This is a genomic window from Micromonospora sp. Llam0, assembly GCF_003751085.1.
Lineage (GTDB): Bacteria > Actinomycetota > Actinomycetes > Mycobacteriales > Micromonosporaceae > Micromonospora_E.
The window spans coordinates 4337162-4353573 of the sequence record NZ_RJJY01000001.1 but is presented as its reverse complement, the minus strand read 5'-3'; the positions used below and the strand labels follow the sequence as shown (position 1 = coordinate 4353573).

Genomic DNA, 16412 nt, shown 5'->3' with positions numbered 1-16412 from the left:
TCTGTAAAAAATTGGCGACGGTGGATGGTGCCCTGCCCTAGGTGGTTGCCGGGTGCCACCCTGGTGACGCATCGGCCTCGATCCGTCAGGGGTTTTGTTCCCCTGACCGTTTCGGCTTGACCGTTTTGTCCTACGCGGTGTGCTCTCGCCGAAGCTCGCCGGCCACCTCACCGGGATGGGCATCGACCCCGCCCAGGTGTTCGCCGCCGAGGTGGACGGGCTGCTCGTCGATTGACCATGCCGGACCGGTGGCGATCAGCTCGCGAAGCATGGCGAGCATGACGGTGACGGCCGGTGGCCGCAGTGGCGGTGTGGCGACGGCGGCGTAGAGCTGCCGTGGGGGCAGCGCCGGGCTGGTCGGTCGCAGCACCACCCCCGGATGGGCAGTCCCCCGGGCGAGCGCGGGCACCAGCATGATGCCGGCACCGGCCGCCACCAGAGCCTGCTTGCCGTGCCAGTCGTCGCAGTGGAAGGCGATCCGGGGCGGGCCGCCGAGGGCGTCGGCCAGCGCGGTGAGCGGCCCCAGACAGTCCGGGTACGCGCCGTCGATCCACGTCTCGCCGGCCAGGTCGGGCAGCTGCACCCGGTCGACGCCGGCCAGCCGGTGCCCGGCTGGAAGGGCGACCTGCAGCTCCTCGTCCGTCAGGGAGACCAGGTCGACCCCGTCGACGGCGGCGGACCCGACACCAGCGGACCTGGCCGAAATCGTGCGGGCGGTCGGGTACGCGGTCGTGCTGTTCGTCGGCGGCTCGGCGGGCAGCTGCCACCCGGTGAGCAGCGCGAGGTCGACCAGCCCGTCGCGGACCGCTGACAGCGGGGCTGCCGGGTCGACGGCGGCCAGCCGGAGCGTGACGTCCGGGTGCCGGTCGCGGAACCGGCTGATCGCCGCCGGCACCAGGGTGGTGTTGGCGCTGGCAAAGGCCGACATGCGCAGTTCGCCGCCGGAGAGCCCGCCGAAGGCCGCCACCCGCGACTCGAGATCCCGCAGCTGGGCGAGCACCTCGCGGGCCTGGGCGACCGCGGCGATGCCGGCCGGGGTCGGCCGTACCCCCCGGGGCAGCCGGCGGAACAGCGGTACGCCGAGCCGGCGCTCCAGCCCGGCGATCTGCCGGGAGACCGCCGGCTGGGTCATGGTGAGCGCCTGGGCCGCCGCAGAGAAGGACTGCTGTTCGGCGACCTCGACGAGCACCCGCAGGGTCCAGGTGTCAAGCATGCGCCAAGCTTATGGCAGCCAGGACTAAACCGTACTTGTGGTTATGGCGCGATGGCGGAAGCCTGGCAGAAGGCAACGGGCCTGCCAGCCGGGCAGGGGAGTCCGCAGCACGCACATCGTCGGAGAGCATCGTGACCAAGATCGTTAACACTCGTACGGGTCGCCCGGCGGTGCCGTGGTGACCGCCGGCAGCGGGGCCGTCGTCGTGGTCGGCGGGTACGGGGCGGTCGGCCACGCGACCGCCGAGATGCTGGCGGAATGGTTCCCCGGCCGGGTTCTGGTGGCCGGTCGGGACCCGGCCCGGGCGGCGCGGGCGGCCGACGCCATCGGGCGCGGCACCACCTGGCGGCAGGTCGACGTGACGTCGGCGGCCGACCGAGCCCGGCTGTCGGCGGACGCGGCGCTGGTGGTGATGGCGGTGGAACGGGCGAACGTGGCGGTGGCCCAAGAGGCGGTACGTCGGGGCGTCCACTACGTCGACGTCACCGCCTCGCCGCAGCTGCTGCGGCCGCTCACCGATCTCGACCAGCTCGCCGTCCGTACCGGATCGACCGTCGCGCTCAGCGTCGGCGTGGCTCCCGGCCTGACCAACCTGCTCGCCGACGAGTGCCTACGGGAGCTGCCCGCAGCGGACACCGTGGAGCTGACGCTGATGCTCGGCACCGGCGATCCGCACGGCCGTGACTCGGTCCGCTGGATCGTCGAGCAGGCCGCGACCGCGTCGGTGGGTACGGCCGGTGCCGGCGTCGGCGGCGGTACCGACGTTGGTCGGCCGCGTCGGACGCGGGTCGACCTGCCGGGGGTCGGTCGCCGTGCGGTCTTCCCCTTTCCCTTCTCGGACCAGCATGTCCTGACGGCCCGTCACGGGGTCCGGGCCACCACCCGGATGTGCCTGGACTCCAGGGTCTTGACGTGGACGCTGTTTGCCGGTCGGTCGTCCGGGCTGTTCCGCCTGGCCCGCCGGTTGCGGCTGGACGACGTGCTGGTGTCGGCGCTGGTCTGGGCGCGGGTCGGCGCCGACCGGTTCGTGGTGCGGGCGAGCGCCAGCAGATCGAGCGGACCGGCGGTGACGCGGGCGGTGGCCGGGCGCGGCACGAGCCAGGTCACCGGGGCGGTCGCGGCGGTGGTCGCCCGGCAGGTGCTGACCGGCGGCACCGGCACCCCGGCCAGGGTGTCGGCCGGGGTGCGGCACATCGACCAGGTGACCGGCCTGGCGGACCTGGTGGCGGAGCTGAGCCGGCACGGCGTGATGCTGGAGTGACCTTCCGTGGTTCGTAGATATCGGGATGCTGCATCTATCGCGCTGCCCACATCTATGCCAGGATTGGATCCAATGCTTGATGGATCGGATGCCTAGCTGGGAGGGGTGCCATGCTGCGGCGCGAGGAGAACGAGCGGATCACCCGCTCCGGGCCGGGCACGCCGCTCGGCCGGCTGATGCGCGCGTACTGGCAGCCGGCGGCGCTGGTGTCGGAGATGGACCCGCAGCGGCCGGTCAAGCCGGTCCGGCTGCTCGGCGAGGACCTGGTGCTGTTCAAGCAGGCAGCCGGCGGCTGGGCGTTGGTCGGCCGGTTCTGCGCGCACCGGGGCGTCGACCTGGCGTACGGCCGGCACGAGGACGGCGGGCTGCGCTGCCTCTACCACGGCTGGCTGTACGGGCCGGACGGGCGCTGCCTGGAGCAGCCGGCCGAGCCGCCGCACAGCACCTTCGCCAGCAAGGTGCGCATCCCGAGCTACCCGTGCGTCGAGCGCAACGGCATCGTCTTCGCCTACCTCGGCGAGGGCGGCCCGCCGCCGATGCCGCACTACGACTGCTTCCAGGCCCCCGACGAGTACACCTTCGCCTTCAAAGGGCTGTGGGAGTGCAACTGGCTGCAGGGCGTCGAGGGCGGCATCGACCCCAGTCACGTCTCGTTCCTGCACCGGTTCATCGACGAGGATCCGCGCGACGTCTACGGGCAGCAGTTCAGCGAGGAGGTCGCCGGCACCGGGCAGAAGCTGTCCAAACTGGTCGGCGACGCCTACCGGCCGGACATCGAGGTCGAGCAGGCCGAGCACGGACTGCGGGTGTACGCGCTGCGCCAGCTCACCGACGAGATCCGCCACGTGCGCATCACGAACCTGGTCTTCCCGAACGCGTTCGTCGTGCCGTTCGGCAACGACAAGGTCTTCTGCCAGTGGCACGTGCCGATCGACGACTACCACCACTACTGGTACATGATCTTCTACGACTTCGCCGAGCCGACCGACAAGCAGACCCTGCTCGCCCAGCGGCTCGACGAGGTCTCCCTGCCGGACTACCGGCCGCTGCGCAACCGGGCCAACAACTGGGGCTTCGACCCGGCCGAGCAGCGGGACCTGACCTACACCGGGATGGGCCTGGACATCAACGTCCACGACCAGTGGGCGGTGGAGAGCATGGGCCCGATCCAGGACCGCACCGTGGAGCGACTCGGCGTCTCCGACCGGGCGGTGACCGCGAACCGTCGGCTGCTGCTACGCGCCATCGACGCCTTCGAGGCTGGCAACCCGGTCCCGGCCCGCCCGGCCGACGAGGCCGCCGCCGCCGAGCTGACCGGTCCGCTGGCCGTCGACACCGTCGCCCCGACCGACGGCTGGGAACAGACCTGGCGCGAGCGTGAGGCGCAGCGACGGGCCGGCTCCCCGTGGGCCGGCGATTCGGCCCGGTCGGCGGTCGGCGCCCCGGCGCGGTCGGCGGCCGGCGATGCGTAGCCTCGACGAGCGGCCCGTCGCCGACGGTGGGGACGGCCGCCGTGCCGTGCCGATGCTCGCCGCCGACCGGGGCGGTTTCATCGACCGCCATCAACTGTGGACCGACGCCCAGTACGCCGCCGCCGGCCAGCTGCGCCGGGTCGTCGACGAGCTCGGCATCGAGCTGATCCGGTTCTCCTTCGCCGACCAGCACGGCGTGCTGCGCGGCAAGACGTTGACCCGCGAGGCGGCCGCCACGGCACTGCGGTCCGGGGTGACCGCGCCGTCGTCGCTGCTGCTCAAGGACCCGTCCGGTGCGTCGGTCTTCCCGGTCTTCGCCGCCGACACCCGCGTCGGGGTGGCCGGGTTCGCCGGTGCCGGGGACATCGTGCTGGTGCCCGACCCGACCACGTTCCGGGTGCTGCCGTGGGCGCCGCGGACCGGCTGGGTGCTGTGCGACCTGCGGTTCCCCGACGGTGCCGCGGTGCCGTTCTGCACCCGTGGTCTGCTGCGCGCGCAGCTCGACCGGCTGGCCGCCGCCGGGTACGCGATGACCGTCGGTGCCGAGCTGGAGTTCCACGTCTTCGCCGCCGACGGTCCCAGCGACGGCGCGCTCGACGACGACCAGGTGGGTCGGCCCGGCGCGCCCGGCCACGCCAGCGGCACCCGGCCGCTGAGCCGGGGCGCGCAACTGCTGCACGAGGACGGGCTGGACCGCGCCGACGAGGTCGTCCAACTGCTGCACCACGGGCTGACCCGGCTGGACCTGCCGCTGCGGTCCCTGGAGCTGGAGTTCGGGCCGAGCCAGTTCGAGATCACCATGACCGCCGGGGATGCGGCGGTCGCCGCCGACCAGGTGCTGCTGGCCCGCTCGGCGATCCGCCAGCTCTGCCGCCGGCACGGCTACCACGCCACGTTCATGTCCCGCCCGGCCGGCGCCCAGACCGCGTCCACCGGGTGGCACCTGCACCAGTCGCTGCGCGAGCTGGCCACCGGCGTGGCGGCGTTCGACCCGACGGTGCCGGGGGAGGCGCTCTCCCCGGTCGCCGGGCACTACCTCGCCGGTCTGCTGGAGCATGCCGGTGCGGCCGCCGCCTTCGCCACCCCGACGGTCAACGGCTACAAGCGCTACCTGCCGTTCTCGCTCGCCCCGGACCGGGTGGCCTGGGGGGTCGACAACAAAGGGGCCATGGTCCGGGCCGTCGGCGCCGGCTCCGACAACGGCGTACGGCTGGAGAACCGGTGCGGCGAGCCCGCCGCCAACCCGTACCTCTACATCGCGTCGCAGCTGGTCAGCGGCCTGGACGGGATCGACCGGCGGCTCGCCCCGCCACCGGCGGTGCAGGATCCGTACGCCGCCGACGCGCCCCGGCTGCCGGCCTCGCTCGCCGAGGCGCTGACCGCGCTGGAGGCCGATCCGGCGTTCGCCGCCGCGCTCGGCGCCCCGGTGATCTCCTGGTACGCGACGCTCAAGCGCCGCGAGTTCGCCCGCTACCTCGCGTACGTCTCCGACTGGGAGCAGCGCGAGTACTTCGACCTGATCTGAGGGAGTCGCCCGATGACGTCGTCTGTCGCCCCGCTGGCCGACCTGGAGCCGTTCCACGTCGACGGCGAGTGGATCGCCCCGGGCGGGCGCGCGCTGATCGAGGTGCGCGACCCGTCCACCGGTGCGGTGATCAGCCGGGTCGCCCAGGCCACCGCCGACGACGTGGACGCGGCGGTGGCCGCCGCCGCCCGGGCGTACGCCGACCGCCGGTGGAGTGGGCTGGCCCCACTGGAGCGGACCAGGGTGCTGCACCGGCTCGCCGACCTGATCGAGGCGCACCTCGAAGAGCTGGCGGTGCTGGAAACCCGGGACAACGGCAAGCCGATCGAACGTTCCCGGGCCGACACCGGTGCGGCGGCCCGGGCGTTCCGGCACTTCGCCGGGGCGACCAGCCGGCTGACCGGCACCGTGGTGCCGATCGACGGCGGCGGCCACCACGTCTACACGGTGCTGGAGCCGGTCGGCGTGGCGGCGCTGATCCTGCCGTGGAACTTTCCGATCATGACCGGCTGCTTCAAGATCGCCCCGGCGTTGGCCGCCGGCTGCCCGATCGTGGTCAAGCCGGCCGAGCAGACCCCGCTGACCATGTTGCGGGTGGCCGCGCTGGCCGCCGAGGCCGGCGTACCGCCGGGGGTGTTCAACGTGCTCACCGGCGACGGCGAGGTCGGTGCGGCGCTGGTCGCCCATCCTCAGGTGGCGAAGGTGTCCTTCACCGGCTCCACCGAGGTGGGTCGGCTGGTGATGGCCGGGGCGGCGTCAACGATGAAGCGGCTCACCCTGGAGTTGGGCGGCAAGAGCCCGAACATCGTCTTCGCCGACGCCGACCTGGACGCAGCGGTGCTGACCGCGATGCGGGCGTCGTTCGGCCACTCCGGGCAGATGTGCACCGCCGGCAGCCGGCTGCTGGTGCAGCGGTCGATCCTGGACGAGATGACCGAGCGGCTGGCGGCGGCGACCCGCCGGGTGCCGCTGGGCAACGGACTGGACGGCGGGGTGACCGTCGGCCCGCTGGTCTCCGAGGAGCAGCGCCAGCAGGTGCTGTCGTACATCGAGACCGGCGTCCGGGAGGGTGCCACGGTCGCGGTCGGCGGCGGGGTGCCGGACCGGCCGGGCTACTTCGTCGAGCCGACCCTGTTCACCGGGGTACGCAACGACATGGTGATCGCCCGGGAGGAGATCTTCGGGCCGGTGACCGGAGTGATCGCCTTCGACGACGAGGACGAGGCGGTCGCGATCGGCAACGACACGTCGTACGGGCTGGCCGCCGGGGTGTGGACCCGGGACCTGTCCCGGGCCCACCGGATGGCGGCCGCGCTGCGGGCCGGCACGGTCTGGGTGAACACGTACAACATCTTCGACCCGGCGTTGTCCTTCGGCGGAGTCGGAGACTCCGGTCTGGGCCGGGACCTGGGCGACGACGCCCTGCATTCGTACTGCGAGCGCAAGGGCGTCGTCGTCGCGCTTTGACCGGCGGTGCCCGGTCCTGTCGGTGGCACCTCGCCGGACCGGGCACCGCCCCGATCACCGATGGGATCCACCTTGAAAGACTCTGCATCCCGGAACGGGCCGGCGGGTGCGGCCGCGGAGCCCGCCGACCCGGCGCCCGTGCCCCTGGACCACCCACCGCTGCAGCCGGACCCGGTGCCTGTGCCGCTGGACCCGGCGGCGCTGCGGGCCGCCACTCCCGGCGCGACCCTGGCCCACCACCTCAACGCCGCCGGCGCCGCACTGCCCAGCCTCGCCGTCCTCGACACGGTCATCGACCACCTGCGGCTCGAGTCGCGGCTCGGCGGCTACGAGGCGGCCGAGGCCGCCGCCGAGCGGACCGCCGACGTGTACCACCTGGCCGGCCGGCTGATCGGCGCGACCGGGGAGGACGTCGCCCTGGTGGAGAGCGCCACCGTCGCGTGGCACCGGGCGATCGACGCGCTGCGTCTCGGCCCCGGCGACCGGATCCTCGCCTCCGCGTCCAGCTACGTCAGCTCCGCACTGCACCTGCTCGAACTGCGCCGCACCCGGGGCATCAGCGTCGAGGTGCTGCCCACCGACGACTCGGGCGGCGTCGACCTGCACCAGCTGGAGCAGGCACTGCGGCAGCCCGCCGCGCTGGTCACCGTCGCCCACGTACCGACCTCGTCGGCGCTGATCGAACCGGTCGCACAGATCGGCGCCCGGGTCGCCGCGGCCGGCGTACCGCTGCTGGTCGACGCCACCCAGTCGGTCGGCCAACTGCCCGTCGACGTTGGGGCGATGCACGCCGACATCCTGGTCGCCACCGGCCGTAAGTTCCTGCGTGGACCGCGCGGCACCGGGCTGCTCTACCTGGACCCGGCGCTGCGCGAGCGCGCCCGGCCGTTGACCCCGGACGTACGTGGTGCCCGGTGGACCGGCGACGAGGAGTACGACCTGCTGCCCGGCGCCCGCCGGTACGAGACCTGGGAGGCGTCGCACGCGCTGCGGCTCGGCCTGGGCGCCGCGCTGACCGAGGCGCTCGCCCTCGGCGTCGACGCCATCTCGGCGTACGTCAGCGGACTGGCCGCCCGGCTGCGGGCCGGCCTGGCCGAGCTGCCCGGAGTGACCGTGGTCGACCCGCCGGCGGCCGGCGGCGGCATCGTCACCTTCGTCCGCGGCGGCGAGGAGCCGACCACGACGGTACGCATGTTGCGCGCCGCCGGCCTGCACCTGGTCGCCGTGCCGGCCAGCCACGGCCAGTGGGACCTGGGCCGACGCGGCCTACCGGCGGTGGTCCGCGCCTCGGTGCACGTCTACAACGACGACACCGAAGTGGACGCGCTGCTGGCCCGACTGGCCCGCCCGACGGCCACCGGGGTACCGACTCCACCACCCGTGCCGACTCCACCACCCGCGCCGACTCCACCACCCGCGCCGGACGCCGCGCCGCCGACTGCCGCACCGGCCCCGGCTCCCGCGCTGCTGACCGGTGCCGACCGCCGGGCAGACGTGATCGTCGTCGGTGCCGGCGTGCACGGTCGCAGCGCGGCCTGGGCACTCGCGGCCCGTGGCGTCCGGGTGGTCCAGCTCGACCGGCTGCCGGCCGGGCACACCGAAGGGTCGTCCCACGGTCGGACCCGGATGATCCGTCGCGCCTACCCGTCGCCGGTCTGGGACGGCCTGGTGGACCGCGCGTACACCGGTTGGCGCGAGCTGGAGCAGGCCGCCGGTCGCCGGTTGGTCAGCACCGTCGGCGGCCTGTACGCGCGACCGGCCCGGACCAGCAGCACCCTGCGCGGACCGGACTGTGTCCTGGTCGACGCCAACCAGGCCGCCGGCATCGCGCCGGGCTTGGTGCTCGGCGCCGACATGGTGGCCGTACACGATCCGGCGGCCGGCGTGATCGACGCCGCCGCCGCGATGGAGGCGCTGGCCGGGCTCGGCCGGGCCGCCGGGGTGCGCCGCCGCGACGGCTGCCGGGTGACCGGCTGGCACCCGGACGGTGCCGGGGTGCGGGTGCACACCGACTCCGGTGACGTTCTCGCCGACCGGCTGGTCATCTGCGCCGGACCGTGGACCGCGGACCTGGTGCCGGAGCTCGCCGGCCGGCTGACCACCGTACGGATCGTCAACATCCACATCGGCTCGTCCACCCCGGCGCTGCTGGCCCCGCCGGCGCTCGGCCCGTTCTCGGTCGAGGTCCCCGGCGTCGGTCTGCTCTACGGCATCCCGGCCCACGGTCCGGACGCCGTCAAGGTGGGATTCGACCACGGCCCGGTCGACGACCTGAGCCGACCGCCCGGCCCGGTGACCGCCGCCGAGCGCGCCGAGCTGCTCTCCGTCGCCCGTCGTTTCCTGCCGGCCGCCGACGGCCCGGTCACCGCCGAGCTGGCCTGCCGCTACACCATGGCACCGGGCAACCGGTTCGCGGTCGGGGCGCTGCCGGCGCATCCGCAGGCGTTGATCGCGGCGGCCTGTTCCGGGCACGGATTCAAGTTCGGGCCGGCGATCGGCGCCGCGCTGGCCGACTTGGCGACCGGGGCGCCCCGGCCGGATCTGGAGTTTCTGGCTCCGGCGGCGATGGGGGTCGACGGGGTGCCACCCGGGGACTGGGCCGCCGACCGGGTCAACCCCGGAACACCGTCGCCGACCGCCGCTCGTACCAGCGAGCCAACTGCTCACCGGCGCTGATCACATGGGCCTGCATCTCGCGCCGAGCGCGTTCGCCATCCTCCGCGGTGAGCGCGGCGATGATCCGTTCGTGCTCGTGGAAGTTGTCGTCGCGGTGCCGCGGATTGTCCTGCAGCACCAGCGCCGAGACGTTGCGCGGGAACGCCTCGTTGATCTCCTTGATCACCCTGGCCAGCCAGTCGTTGCCGGCCACCTGGTGGATGAGGGTGTGGAACCGGTCGTTGGCGGCGTTCGTGGAGCCGGCCAGGGCCACCCGGGCGCGGGCCACCCCCGGGTCGTCCTCGACCCGCCGCTGCGGGATGCTGCCCCGGGCGGCCTGCTCGGTACGCCGCAGCAGCGAGTTGGCCTCCCGCAACTCGTGCAGGACGTCGTCGGTGATCCGGCTGACCGCCCGTTCGCAGGCCAGCGCCTCCAGCTCCGCACGGACCTCGTAGGCTTCCCGGACCTCCCACGGCGCCGGCACCCGGACCACCGCCCCCCGGTGCGGCACCACCTCGATCAGCCCGCCGGTCTGCAGTTGCCGCAGCGCCTCCCGGACCGGGGTGCGGCTGACCCCGAGCAGCTTGGCCAGCTCGGCCTGGCGCAGTTGGGCACCGATCGGGATCTCGCCGGACATGATCTTGGCGCGGATCTTGGCCGCGGTGGCGTCGACGAGGGCACTGCTGGTGGTTTCCGTCGAGCTGACTGGCATGCCCGGTGCCCCTGTCTGTTCGGTGTGCGGCGCAGCCGGCCGGGTGCCGGCCCGGCCGCCATCGTTTCCACAGTGGTGCGATGTGGGTGTCACGATAGCAAGCCGGCCGGTGACCCTGCGGGTCCCGTACATTTCGCTTTGGATCCCGGTTTTGGATCCAAAGATCCTGAGGTAGTATCCGAGACTACCTTGGCCAGGGAGTTCTTAGGAAGCACCGGCCCGCCGCAGCCACCACGACGCGACGCAGACCGACCCCAGACGAGCCGGACCGCATCGGAACGACTCCCGCGACGGCGACAGGAGCAATCGTGAGCGCGTGCCACCCCAGCCCGGACGGGCGCAATCACCGCAACCATCCGCTCGACCCACCCAGCCCGGCGGAGATCGCCCGGGCCGTCGCCGCCGCCCGCGCCGACGGTCGGCTCGGCGAGCGGACCCGGTTCTGGGGGGCCACGCTGGACGAGGCACACGCCCGGGCCGTCCTGGCCGGCACGGCGGCGGCCGGGGAGGTCCGACTCGGACTGGTGGCCATGGACCACGCCGCCGGCACCGCCTGGGAGATCGACGTCGCGCTGGCCGCCGGGAGCCGGGACGACGGTGCGGCGTCGGACCACGATAACGGCGAAGATGCCGGCGACCGCTGCCTCGACTGGCGGCCGCTCGACCCGCGTCGGCCCGGCATCACCTCCGAGGAGGCCCGCGCCGCCGCCCAGGCCTGCCGGCAGAGCCCGGTGTTCCGCGAGGTGCTCGCCAAGCGGGGCATCCACGACGTCTCCCTGGTGATGGTCGACGCCGAGTCGATGGGCGGCTTCGAGCCGAAGCGGTACGCCGACCGGCGGCTCACCTGGGGCACCGTCTGGCACCGCGTCGACGAGGGCGACAACGGCTACGTGCGCCCGGTGCAGGGCGTGGTGCCGATCATCGACATGACGACCATGGAGGTCCTGGAGGTCGAGGACCACGGCGTGGTGCCGATCTCGGCCGAGGCCGGCCCGCTGGAGGCCGATGCCTGGCCGACCCGGCCCGGGCTGCGGCCGTTGGACGTCGTGCAGCCCGACGGTCCGAGTTTCGACGTCGACGGCTGGCAGGTCAGCTGGCAAGGCTGGCAGCTGCGGGTGGGCTTCACCCACCGCGAGGGCCTGGTCCTGTACGACCTGGAGTTTCAGGGTCGCCCGGTGGTCAAGCGGGCCGCCTGCAACGAGATGTACGTGCCGTACCTCGACCCCAACTCCACCCAGTACCGCAAGAACTTCTTCGACTGGGGCGAGTACGGTGCCGGGCCGTTGACCAACTCGCTTGCCCTCGGCTGCGACTGCCTCGGCGTCATCTACTACTTCGACACGGCCTACCTCGGTGGCGACGGCGACCCGGTGACCATCCCGAACGCGATCTGCATGCACGAGGAGGACCACAGCATCCTCTGGAAGCACAACGACCTGCGTCGCGGGGTCAGCCAGGTGCGCCGCTCCCGTCGGTTGGTCATCTCCAACTTCCAGACCGTGGCCAACTACGACTACGGCTTCTACTGGTCGCTCTACCAGGACGGCCGGATCGAGTTGGAGGTCAAGCTGACCGGGATGCTCTCCGCCTCCGGCATCGCCGACGGCGACGAGGTGCGCTACGGCCGGGTCGTCGCGCCGAACGTGCAGACCCCGACCCACCAGCACTACTTCGGGCTACGCCTGGACATGGCGGTGGACGGTCCGCGCAACCGGCTGGTCGAGGAGCACGCCGAGGGCGAGACCGACCCGGCGCTCGACCCGTACGGCAACGCGGTACGCAACGTGCGTACCCCGCTGCTGCGTGAGTCGCAGGCGGCGCGCCGCACCGATCCGTCGTCAGCCCGCCGCTGGCGGGTGGAGAGCACCACCCGGACCAACCGGTACGGTGAACCGACGGCCTACCGGCTGCTGCTGCCGAACACCACCCGGTCGTTCGCCCGGCCGGACTCGGTGATGGCCCGCCGGGCACCGTTCATCCACCAGCACCTGTGGGCCACCCCGTACGACCCGCAGGAGCAGTTCCTCGGTGGCCGCTATCCCAACCACGCCGAGCCGGGCGACGACGGTGTACAGGTCTGGCAGCGCCAGGACCGGTCGATCGACGGCGCGGAGCTGGTGCTGTGGCCGGTGCTCGGCACCCATCATTTCCCGCGCCCCGAGCAGTGGCCGGTGATGCCGGTGGACGCGATCCACATGATCCTCGAACCGGACGGCTTCTTCGACCGCAATCCGGCGATGGACGTGCCGGATCCGGCCGCTGCCCGCGGTGCGGGCAGTGCCTGCTGCTCCACCGGAACAGACGTGGTGCCGGCCGACTGACCCGGCCGGCACGTCGGCCACCGCGCCGGCCATGGGGGACCCTGTCCACTCTCGACATCCCGACACCAGACGTTCACAATCGCGATACGGACCCGAATTGGGTACCGCAGATGATGGTTTTGGATCCAATCCAAATGAAATTTCATCCATCTTCGTCCCATACCCTGCCGAGGAGCGCACTATGTCGGACGATCCCCGCAACCTCCCGCAGCACCTGATAACCCGTCGCGCGATGCTGCGTGGCGCCGGTCTGCTCGGCCTCGGCTTCGGCGCCAGCAGCCTGCTCGCCGCCTGCGGCGTCGCCTCCGACGGCAGCGAAGACGGCGACGACGGCACCACCAGCGGCGGCACCCTCACGCTCGGCATCGACGCCACCAGCGCCGTCCACGACCCGGCCTTCTACACCTCACTCGGCGACTGGATGGCGGTCGACTGCATCTGCCGTGGGCTGACCTTCATCTCCTTCGAGACCAACGAGCCACAGGCCGACCTCGCCGAGAGCTGGGAAATCTCCGACGACGGGCTGACCTACACCTTCACCCTGCGCCAGGGCGTCACCTTCCACGACGGCACCACCTTCACCTCGGCGGACGTGCTGGCCAGCCTCGGTCGGCAGTTCAACGAGGACGACCCGACCCTGCCCGAGGGGTCGTCCCGGCCGCTGCGCAGCCTCGGTGCCAACGTCGCCTCGCTGGACGCCCCCGACGAGTACACCGTGGTGATGGTGCTCAACAGCCCCGACGCCACCGTGCTCAACCGGCTCTCCGACATCGGCGGCCGGATCATCTCCTCCGCCGCACTCGCCGAGTACGGCGCCGACATCGGCAAGAACCTCGTCGGCACCGGCCCGTTCCAGTTCTCCTCGGCGACCGCCGGGCAGCAGGTGGTGCTGACCGCGTTCGAGGACTACCGCACCGGCCGACCCAAAGTCGACCGGCTGGTGATGCAACAGGTCCAGGACCCGTCGACCATCGTCAGCTCGCTGCTCAGCGGCGACCTGTCCGCCACCCAGTTCACCCCGTACTCGGCGATCGAGCAGCTCAAGGCCGACGACGCGGTGACCTTCCACGAGACGCCGTACAGCTTCGACGCGATGATGATGATCGACGCCCGGCGGATCCCGGAGCTGGAGGTGCGCCAGGCGATCAACCTGGCGATCGACCGGGAAGCGATCATCGCCCAGGCGTTCTTCGGCATCGGCGCGCCACCCGACGGCTACACGATCCCACCGTCGCAGGACGGCTACGACCCGAGCCTGGCCGACCTGAGCCGGTTCGATCCGGACGAGGCCCGGCGGCTGATCGAGTCGGCCGGCGCCAGCGGCCGGCAGGTGGCGTTGATGGCGGCCAGCGACTCCTGGCACCCGCGGGCGGCGCAGATCGTCGCGCAGAACCTCACCGACATCGGGCTGACCGTCGTGACCGACTCGGTCGACCCGGCGACCTACTTCAGCCGGCTGCTCGACCCGGACGACGAGTTCCACGAGCTGATGATCTGGGAGCGCAACTCCTACATCCCGGACCCGGACAACATGATCGGGGCGATGGGCCTGCCGTCCGGGGTGTACGGCGACTTCACCTCCGGGTTCAACACGCTGTCCGGCTCGGAGGCGTTCGCCGACGACCTGGCCGCCGCGAAGAACCTGCCCAACGGTTCCGAGCGCACCGCCGCGTACACCGACATCCAACGCCGGTTCGCTGAGCAGTACATGGTGCTGTCCATGCTCTGCTACTCGGCGAACCCGGTGGTGACCGGCGCGAACGTCGAGGGCGCCAACGTCGCCGCGCTCGGCAACCACCGCTGCTTCATGGAGAACGCCAGTGTCTGATCCGATCCTCACGGCGGCCCGTCCGGGGCACCAGTGACGGTCGCCGGGGCGCGGCCGGTCGGGCGATGGAGAGCCGCCTACGCGCGGCGCTCCATCGCCCGGTCCTGGCTGGCCACCGTCTCCTGGCTGGTGGTCGTCGGCTTCGTGCTGATGGCGGCCATCGGGCCGCTGGTGATCGGCGCCGACCCGGAGCGGCAGTCCAACGTCACCCTCGCCGGGTTCGGCACCGCCGGGCACCCGCTCGGCACCGACGATCTCGGCCGCGACTTCCTGGCCCGGCTGGTGTACGGCGCCCAACCGCTGCTACTGGTCGCGTTCCTCGCCACCGTCCTCGCCGCAGTCATCGGCACCACCGTCGGGATGCTCGCCGGCTATCTCGGCGGCTGGGGTGAGCAGATCCTGATGCGGGTCACCGACATCGGGCTGGCCTTCCCGTCGATGCTGTTGATCATCCTGGTGGTGGCGGCCAGCGGACCCGGCGTACGCAGTCTGGTGGTCGGGGTCGGTGTCGCGCTGTCGCCCGGCCTGGCCCGGCTGGCCCGGGCGTTGACCGCCCGGGAGGCCGCCCGGGACTACGTGCTCGCCGCCCGGCTCGGCGGTACCCGGTCGCCCCGGATCATGATCCAGGAGATCCTGCCGAACATCGCCGGCCCGCTGCTCGCCCAGGTCGTGATGACCCTGTCGGTGGCCGCCGGATTCGCCGCCGGCCTGTCCTACCTGGGCCTGGGCATTCAGCCGCCCACCCCGGACTGGGGCTACATGGTGCAGGCCGGGCAGGAGTTCATCTACTCGGCACCTCGGATGGCGGTGCTGCCCGCAGCGTTGACGCTGATCTTCGTGGTCGCCAGCAACTTCGTCGGGGACGACCTACGCGACGCGCTGGACCCGAGGAGCCGTCGGTGATGCGGCTGCTGCGCGGCAGGTCGCTGCCGATGCTCACGGTACGCCGGCTGGCCAGCGTGCCGGTGGTGCTGTTCGTCCTGGCCTCCCTGGTGTTCCTGGCCATCAGGCAGCTGCCCGGCTCGCCGTCGTCCACCCTCGCGGCCACCGGCACCCAAGGGCTCAGCGCCGAGCAGATCTCGGACAACGAGGCCCGGATCAACGAAGCACTCGGCCTGGACCGGCCGATCTGGGAGCAGTACCTGCGCTACCTCGGCGACCTGCTCGGGCTGGATCTCGGGCGTTCCTTCTACGGCGGCAACAGTGTGTTGCATCTGCTGGGTGGCGCGCTGCCAGCGACGATCGAGCTGACCGTCGCGGCGATGCTGATCGCCGTCCTGATCGGGGTCGTCACCGGAGTGATCGCGGCGCTGCGTAGGGACACCTGGGTGGACACCACCACCCGGTCCATCGCCACGGTCAGCTTCTCGCTGCCCTGGTTCGCCCTCGGCGTACTGAGCATCGTGATCTTCGGGGTGTGGCTGCGCTGGATGCCGGTGATCGGTCGGCTGCCCAGCCAGCTCGACTACCAGCCCACCACCAACTTCGTGCTGCTCGACGCGATCCTGCAGGACCGGCCCGAACTGGTCGGGCCGTGGCTGCAGTACCTGATCCTGCCGGCCACCACCCTCGCGCTGGCGATGGCCGGCTTCATCACCCGGATCGTGCGGGCCTCGGTGCTGGAGGTGCTCAGCGATGACTTCGTGCGGACCGCCCGGATGAAAGGGCTGCGGGAGCGGACCATCCTGCGCCGGCACGTGCTGCGCAACGCCGGCCTGCCCATCGTGACCGTGCTCGGACTGCAGTTCGGTTCGCTGCTCGGCGGCTCGGTGATCACCGAGACGGTCTTCTCCTACCCGGGCGTCGGCAACCTGCTGGTCAGCTCGGTGCTGCAGCGCGACTATCCGGTGGTGCAGGGCGCCGCGCTGGCGATCGCGCTGCTCTTCGTACTGGTCAACGCCGCGGTCGATCTGTTCTACCTGGTCCTGGACCCGCGCCTTCGGAAAGGATGAGTCCAT

The 16412-nt window shown here is 72.3% G+C and carries 11 protein-coding genes; 9 read left to right on the top strand and 2 right to left on the bottom strand.

Features of this window, described 5'->3' with window-relative positions; genetic code table 11:
• Positions 1-130: 130 nt before the first annotated feature.
• Complete coding sequence (locus EDC02_RS19030) at positions 131-1213, bottom strand: LysR family transcriptional regulator (protein ID WP_123603131.1); 1083 nt, start codon at positions 1211-1213, stop codon at positions 131-133.
• Positions 1214-1391: 178 nt separating this feature from the next.
• Here EDC02_RS19030 and EDC02_RS19025 point away from each other — a divergent pair, with 178 nt between their 5' ends.
• The 5 genes from EDC02_RS19025 (at position 1392) to EDC02_RS19005 (ending at position 9614) form a co-directional block, all read left to right on the top strand.
• Positions 1392-2474 carry a saccharopine dehydrogenase NADP-binding domain-containing protein gene (locus EDC02_RS19025; protein WP_158632228.1) on the top strand — a complete coding sequence of 361 codons (1083 nt, stop codon included), beginning with the start codon at positions 1392-1394 and terminating at the stop codon, positions 2472-2474.
• Positions 2475-2584: 110 nt separating this feature from the next.
• Positions 2585-3946, top strand: coding sequence for an aromatic ring-hydroxylating dioxygenase subunit alpha (locus EDC02_RS19020; RefSeq protein WP_123603129.1), 1362 nt, complete (start codon positions 2585-2587; stop codon positions 3944-3946).
• Positions 3939-5471: a glutamine synthetase family protein gene (locus tag EDC02_RS19015; protein WP_123604936.1), complete on the top strand. Its 1533-nt coding sequence runs from the start codon at positions 3939-3941 to the stop codon at positions 5469-5471. Before EDC02_RS19020 ends, EDC02_RS19015 begins: the two co-directional genes overlap by 8 nt.
• Before the next feature lie 12 nt (positions 5472-5483).
• Positions 5484-6938, top strand: a complete 1455-nt coding sequence (locus EDC02_RS19010) for an aldehyde dehydrogenase (RefSeq protein ID WP_123603128.1) — start codon at positions 5484-5486, stop codon at positions 6936-6938.
• 174 nt (positions 6939-7112) lie between these two features.
• Positions 7113-9614 carry an aminotransferase class V-fold PLP-dependent enzyme gene (locus EDC02_RS19005; protein ID WP_199757685.1) on the top strand — a complete coding sequence of 834 codons (2502 nt, stop codon included), beginning with the start codon at positions 7113-7115 and terminating at the stop codon, positions 9612-9614.
• Here the strand turns inward: EDC02_RS19005 and EDC02_RS19000 are convergent.
• Complete coding sequence (locus EDC02_RS19000) at positions 9550-10305, bottom strand: GntR family transcriptional regulator (protein ID WP_123603126.1); 756 nt, start codon at positions 10303-10305, stop codon at positions 9550-9552. The genes EDC02_RS19005 and EDC02_RS19000 overlap by 65 nt on opposite strands.
• 308 nt (positions 10306-10613) lie before the next feature.
• On the opposite strand from EDC02_RS19000, the gene EDC02_RS18995 reads away from it, so the two are divergent.
• The 4 genes from EDC02_RS18995 to EDC02_RS18980 all read left to right on the top strand — a co-directional run bounded on the left by EDC02_RS18995 (position 10614) and on the right by EDC02_RS18980 (position 16406).
• Positions 10614-12626 (top strand): primary-amine oxidase, encoded by a 2013-nt coding sequence (locus EDC02_RS18995; protein WP_123603125.1) that lies wholly within the window; start codon positions 10614-10616, stop codon positions 12624-12626.
• Positions 12627-12807: 181 nt separating this feature from the next.
• Entirely contained in the window at positions 12808-14454 is a 1647-nt protein-coding gene (locus EDC02_RS18990) for an ABC transporter substrate-binding protein (RefSeq protein ID WP_123603124.1), read from the top strand.
• Positions 14455-14487: 33 nt separating this feature from the next.
• The gene (locus tag EDC02_RS18985; protein WP_199757684.1) at positions 14488-15357 is read left to right on the top strand and encodes an ABC transporter permease; all 870 of its coding nucleotides are present in this window, start codon (positions 14488-14490) and stop codon (positions 15355-15357) included.
• Complete coding sequence (locus EDC02_RS18980) at positions 15357-16406, top strand: ABC transporter permease (RefSeq protein ID WP_123603123.1); 1050 nt, start codon at positions 15357-15359, stop codon at positions 16404-16406. The genes EDC02_RS18985 and EDC02_RS18980 overlap by 1 nt, the downstream gene beginning before the upstream one ends.
• Positions 16407-16412: the final 6 nt, after the last annotated feature.

What these genes read in the sequence shown, in the direction of transcription:
- EDC02_RS19030 (WP_123603131.1), bottom strand. Translation starts at nt 1,213, where the DNA reads ATGCTTGACACCTGGACCCTGCGGGTGCTCGTCGAGGTCGCCGAACAG.
- EDC02_RS19020 (WP_123603129.1), top strand. Translation starts at nt 2,585, where the DNA reads ATGCTGCGGCGCGAGGAGAACGAGCGGATCACCCGCTCCGGGCCGGGC.
- EDC02_RS19015 (WP_123604936.1), top strand. Translation starts at nt 3,939, where the DNA reads ATGCGTAGCCTCGACGAGCGGCCCGTCGCCGACGGTGGGGACGGCCGC.
- EDC02_RS19010 (WP_123603128.1), top strand. Translation starts at nt 5,484, where the DNA reads ATGACGTCGTCTGTCGCCCCGCTGGCCGACCTGGAGCCGTTCCACGTC.
- EDC02_RS19000 (WP_123603126.1), bottom strand. Translation starts at nt 10,305, where the DNA reads ATGCCAGTCAGCTCGACGGAAACCACCAGCAGTGCCCTCGTCGACGCC.
- EDC02_RS18990 (WP_123603124.1), top strand. Translation starts at nt 12,808, where the DNA reads ATGTCGGACGATCCCCGCAACCTCCCGCAGCACCTGATAACCCGTCGC.
- EDC02_RS18980 (WP_123603123.1), top strand. Translation starts at nt 15,357, where the DNA reads ATGCGGCTGCTGCGCGGCAGGTCGCTGCCGATGCTCACGGTACGCCGG.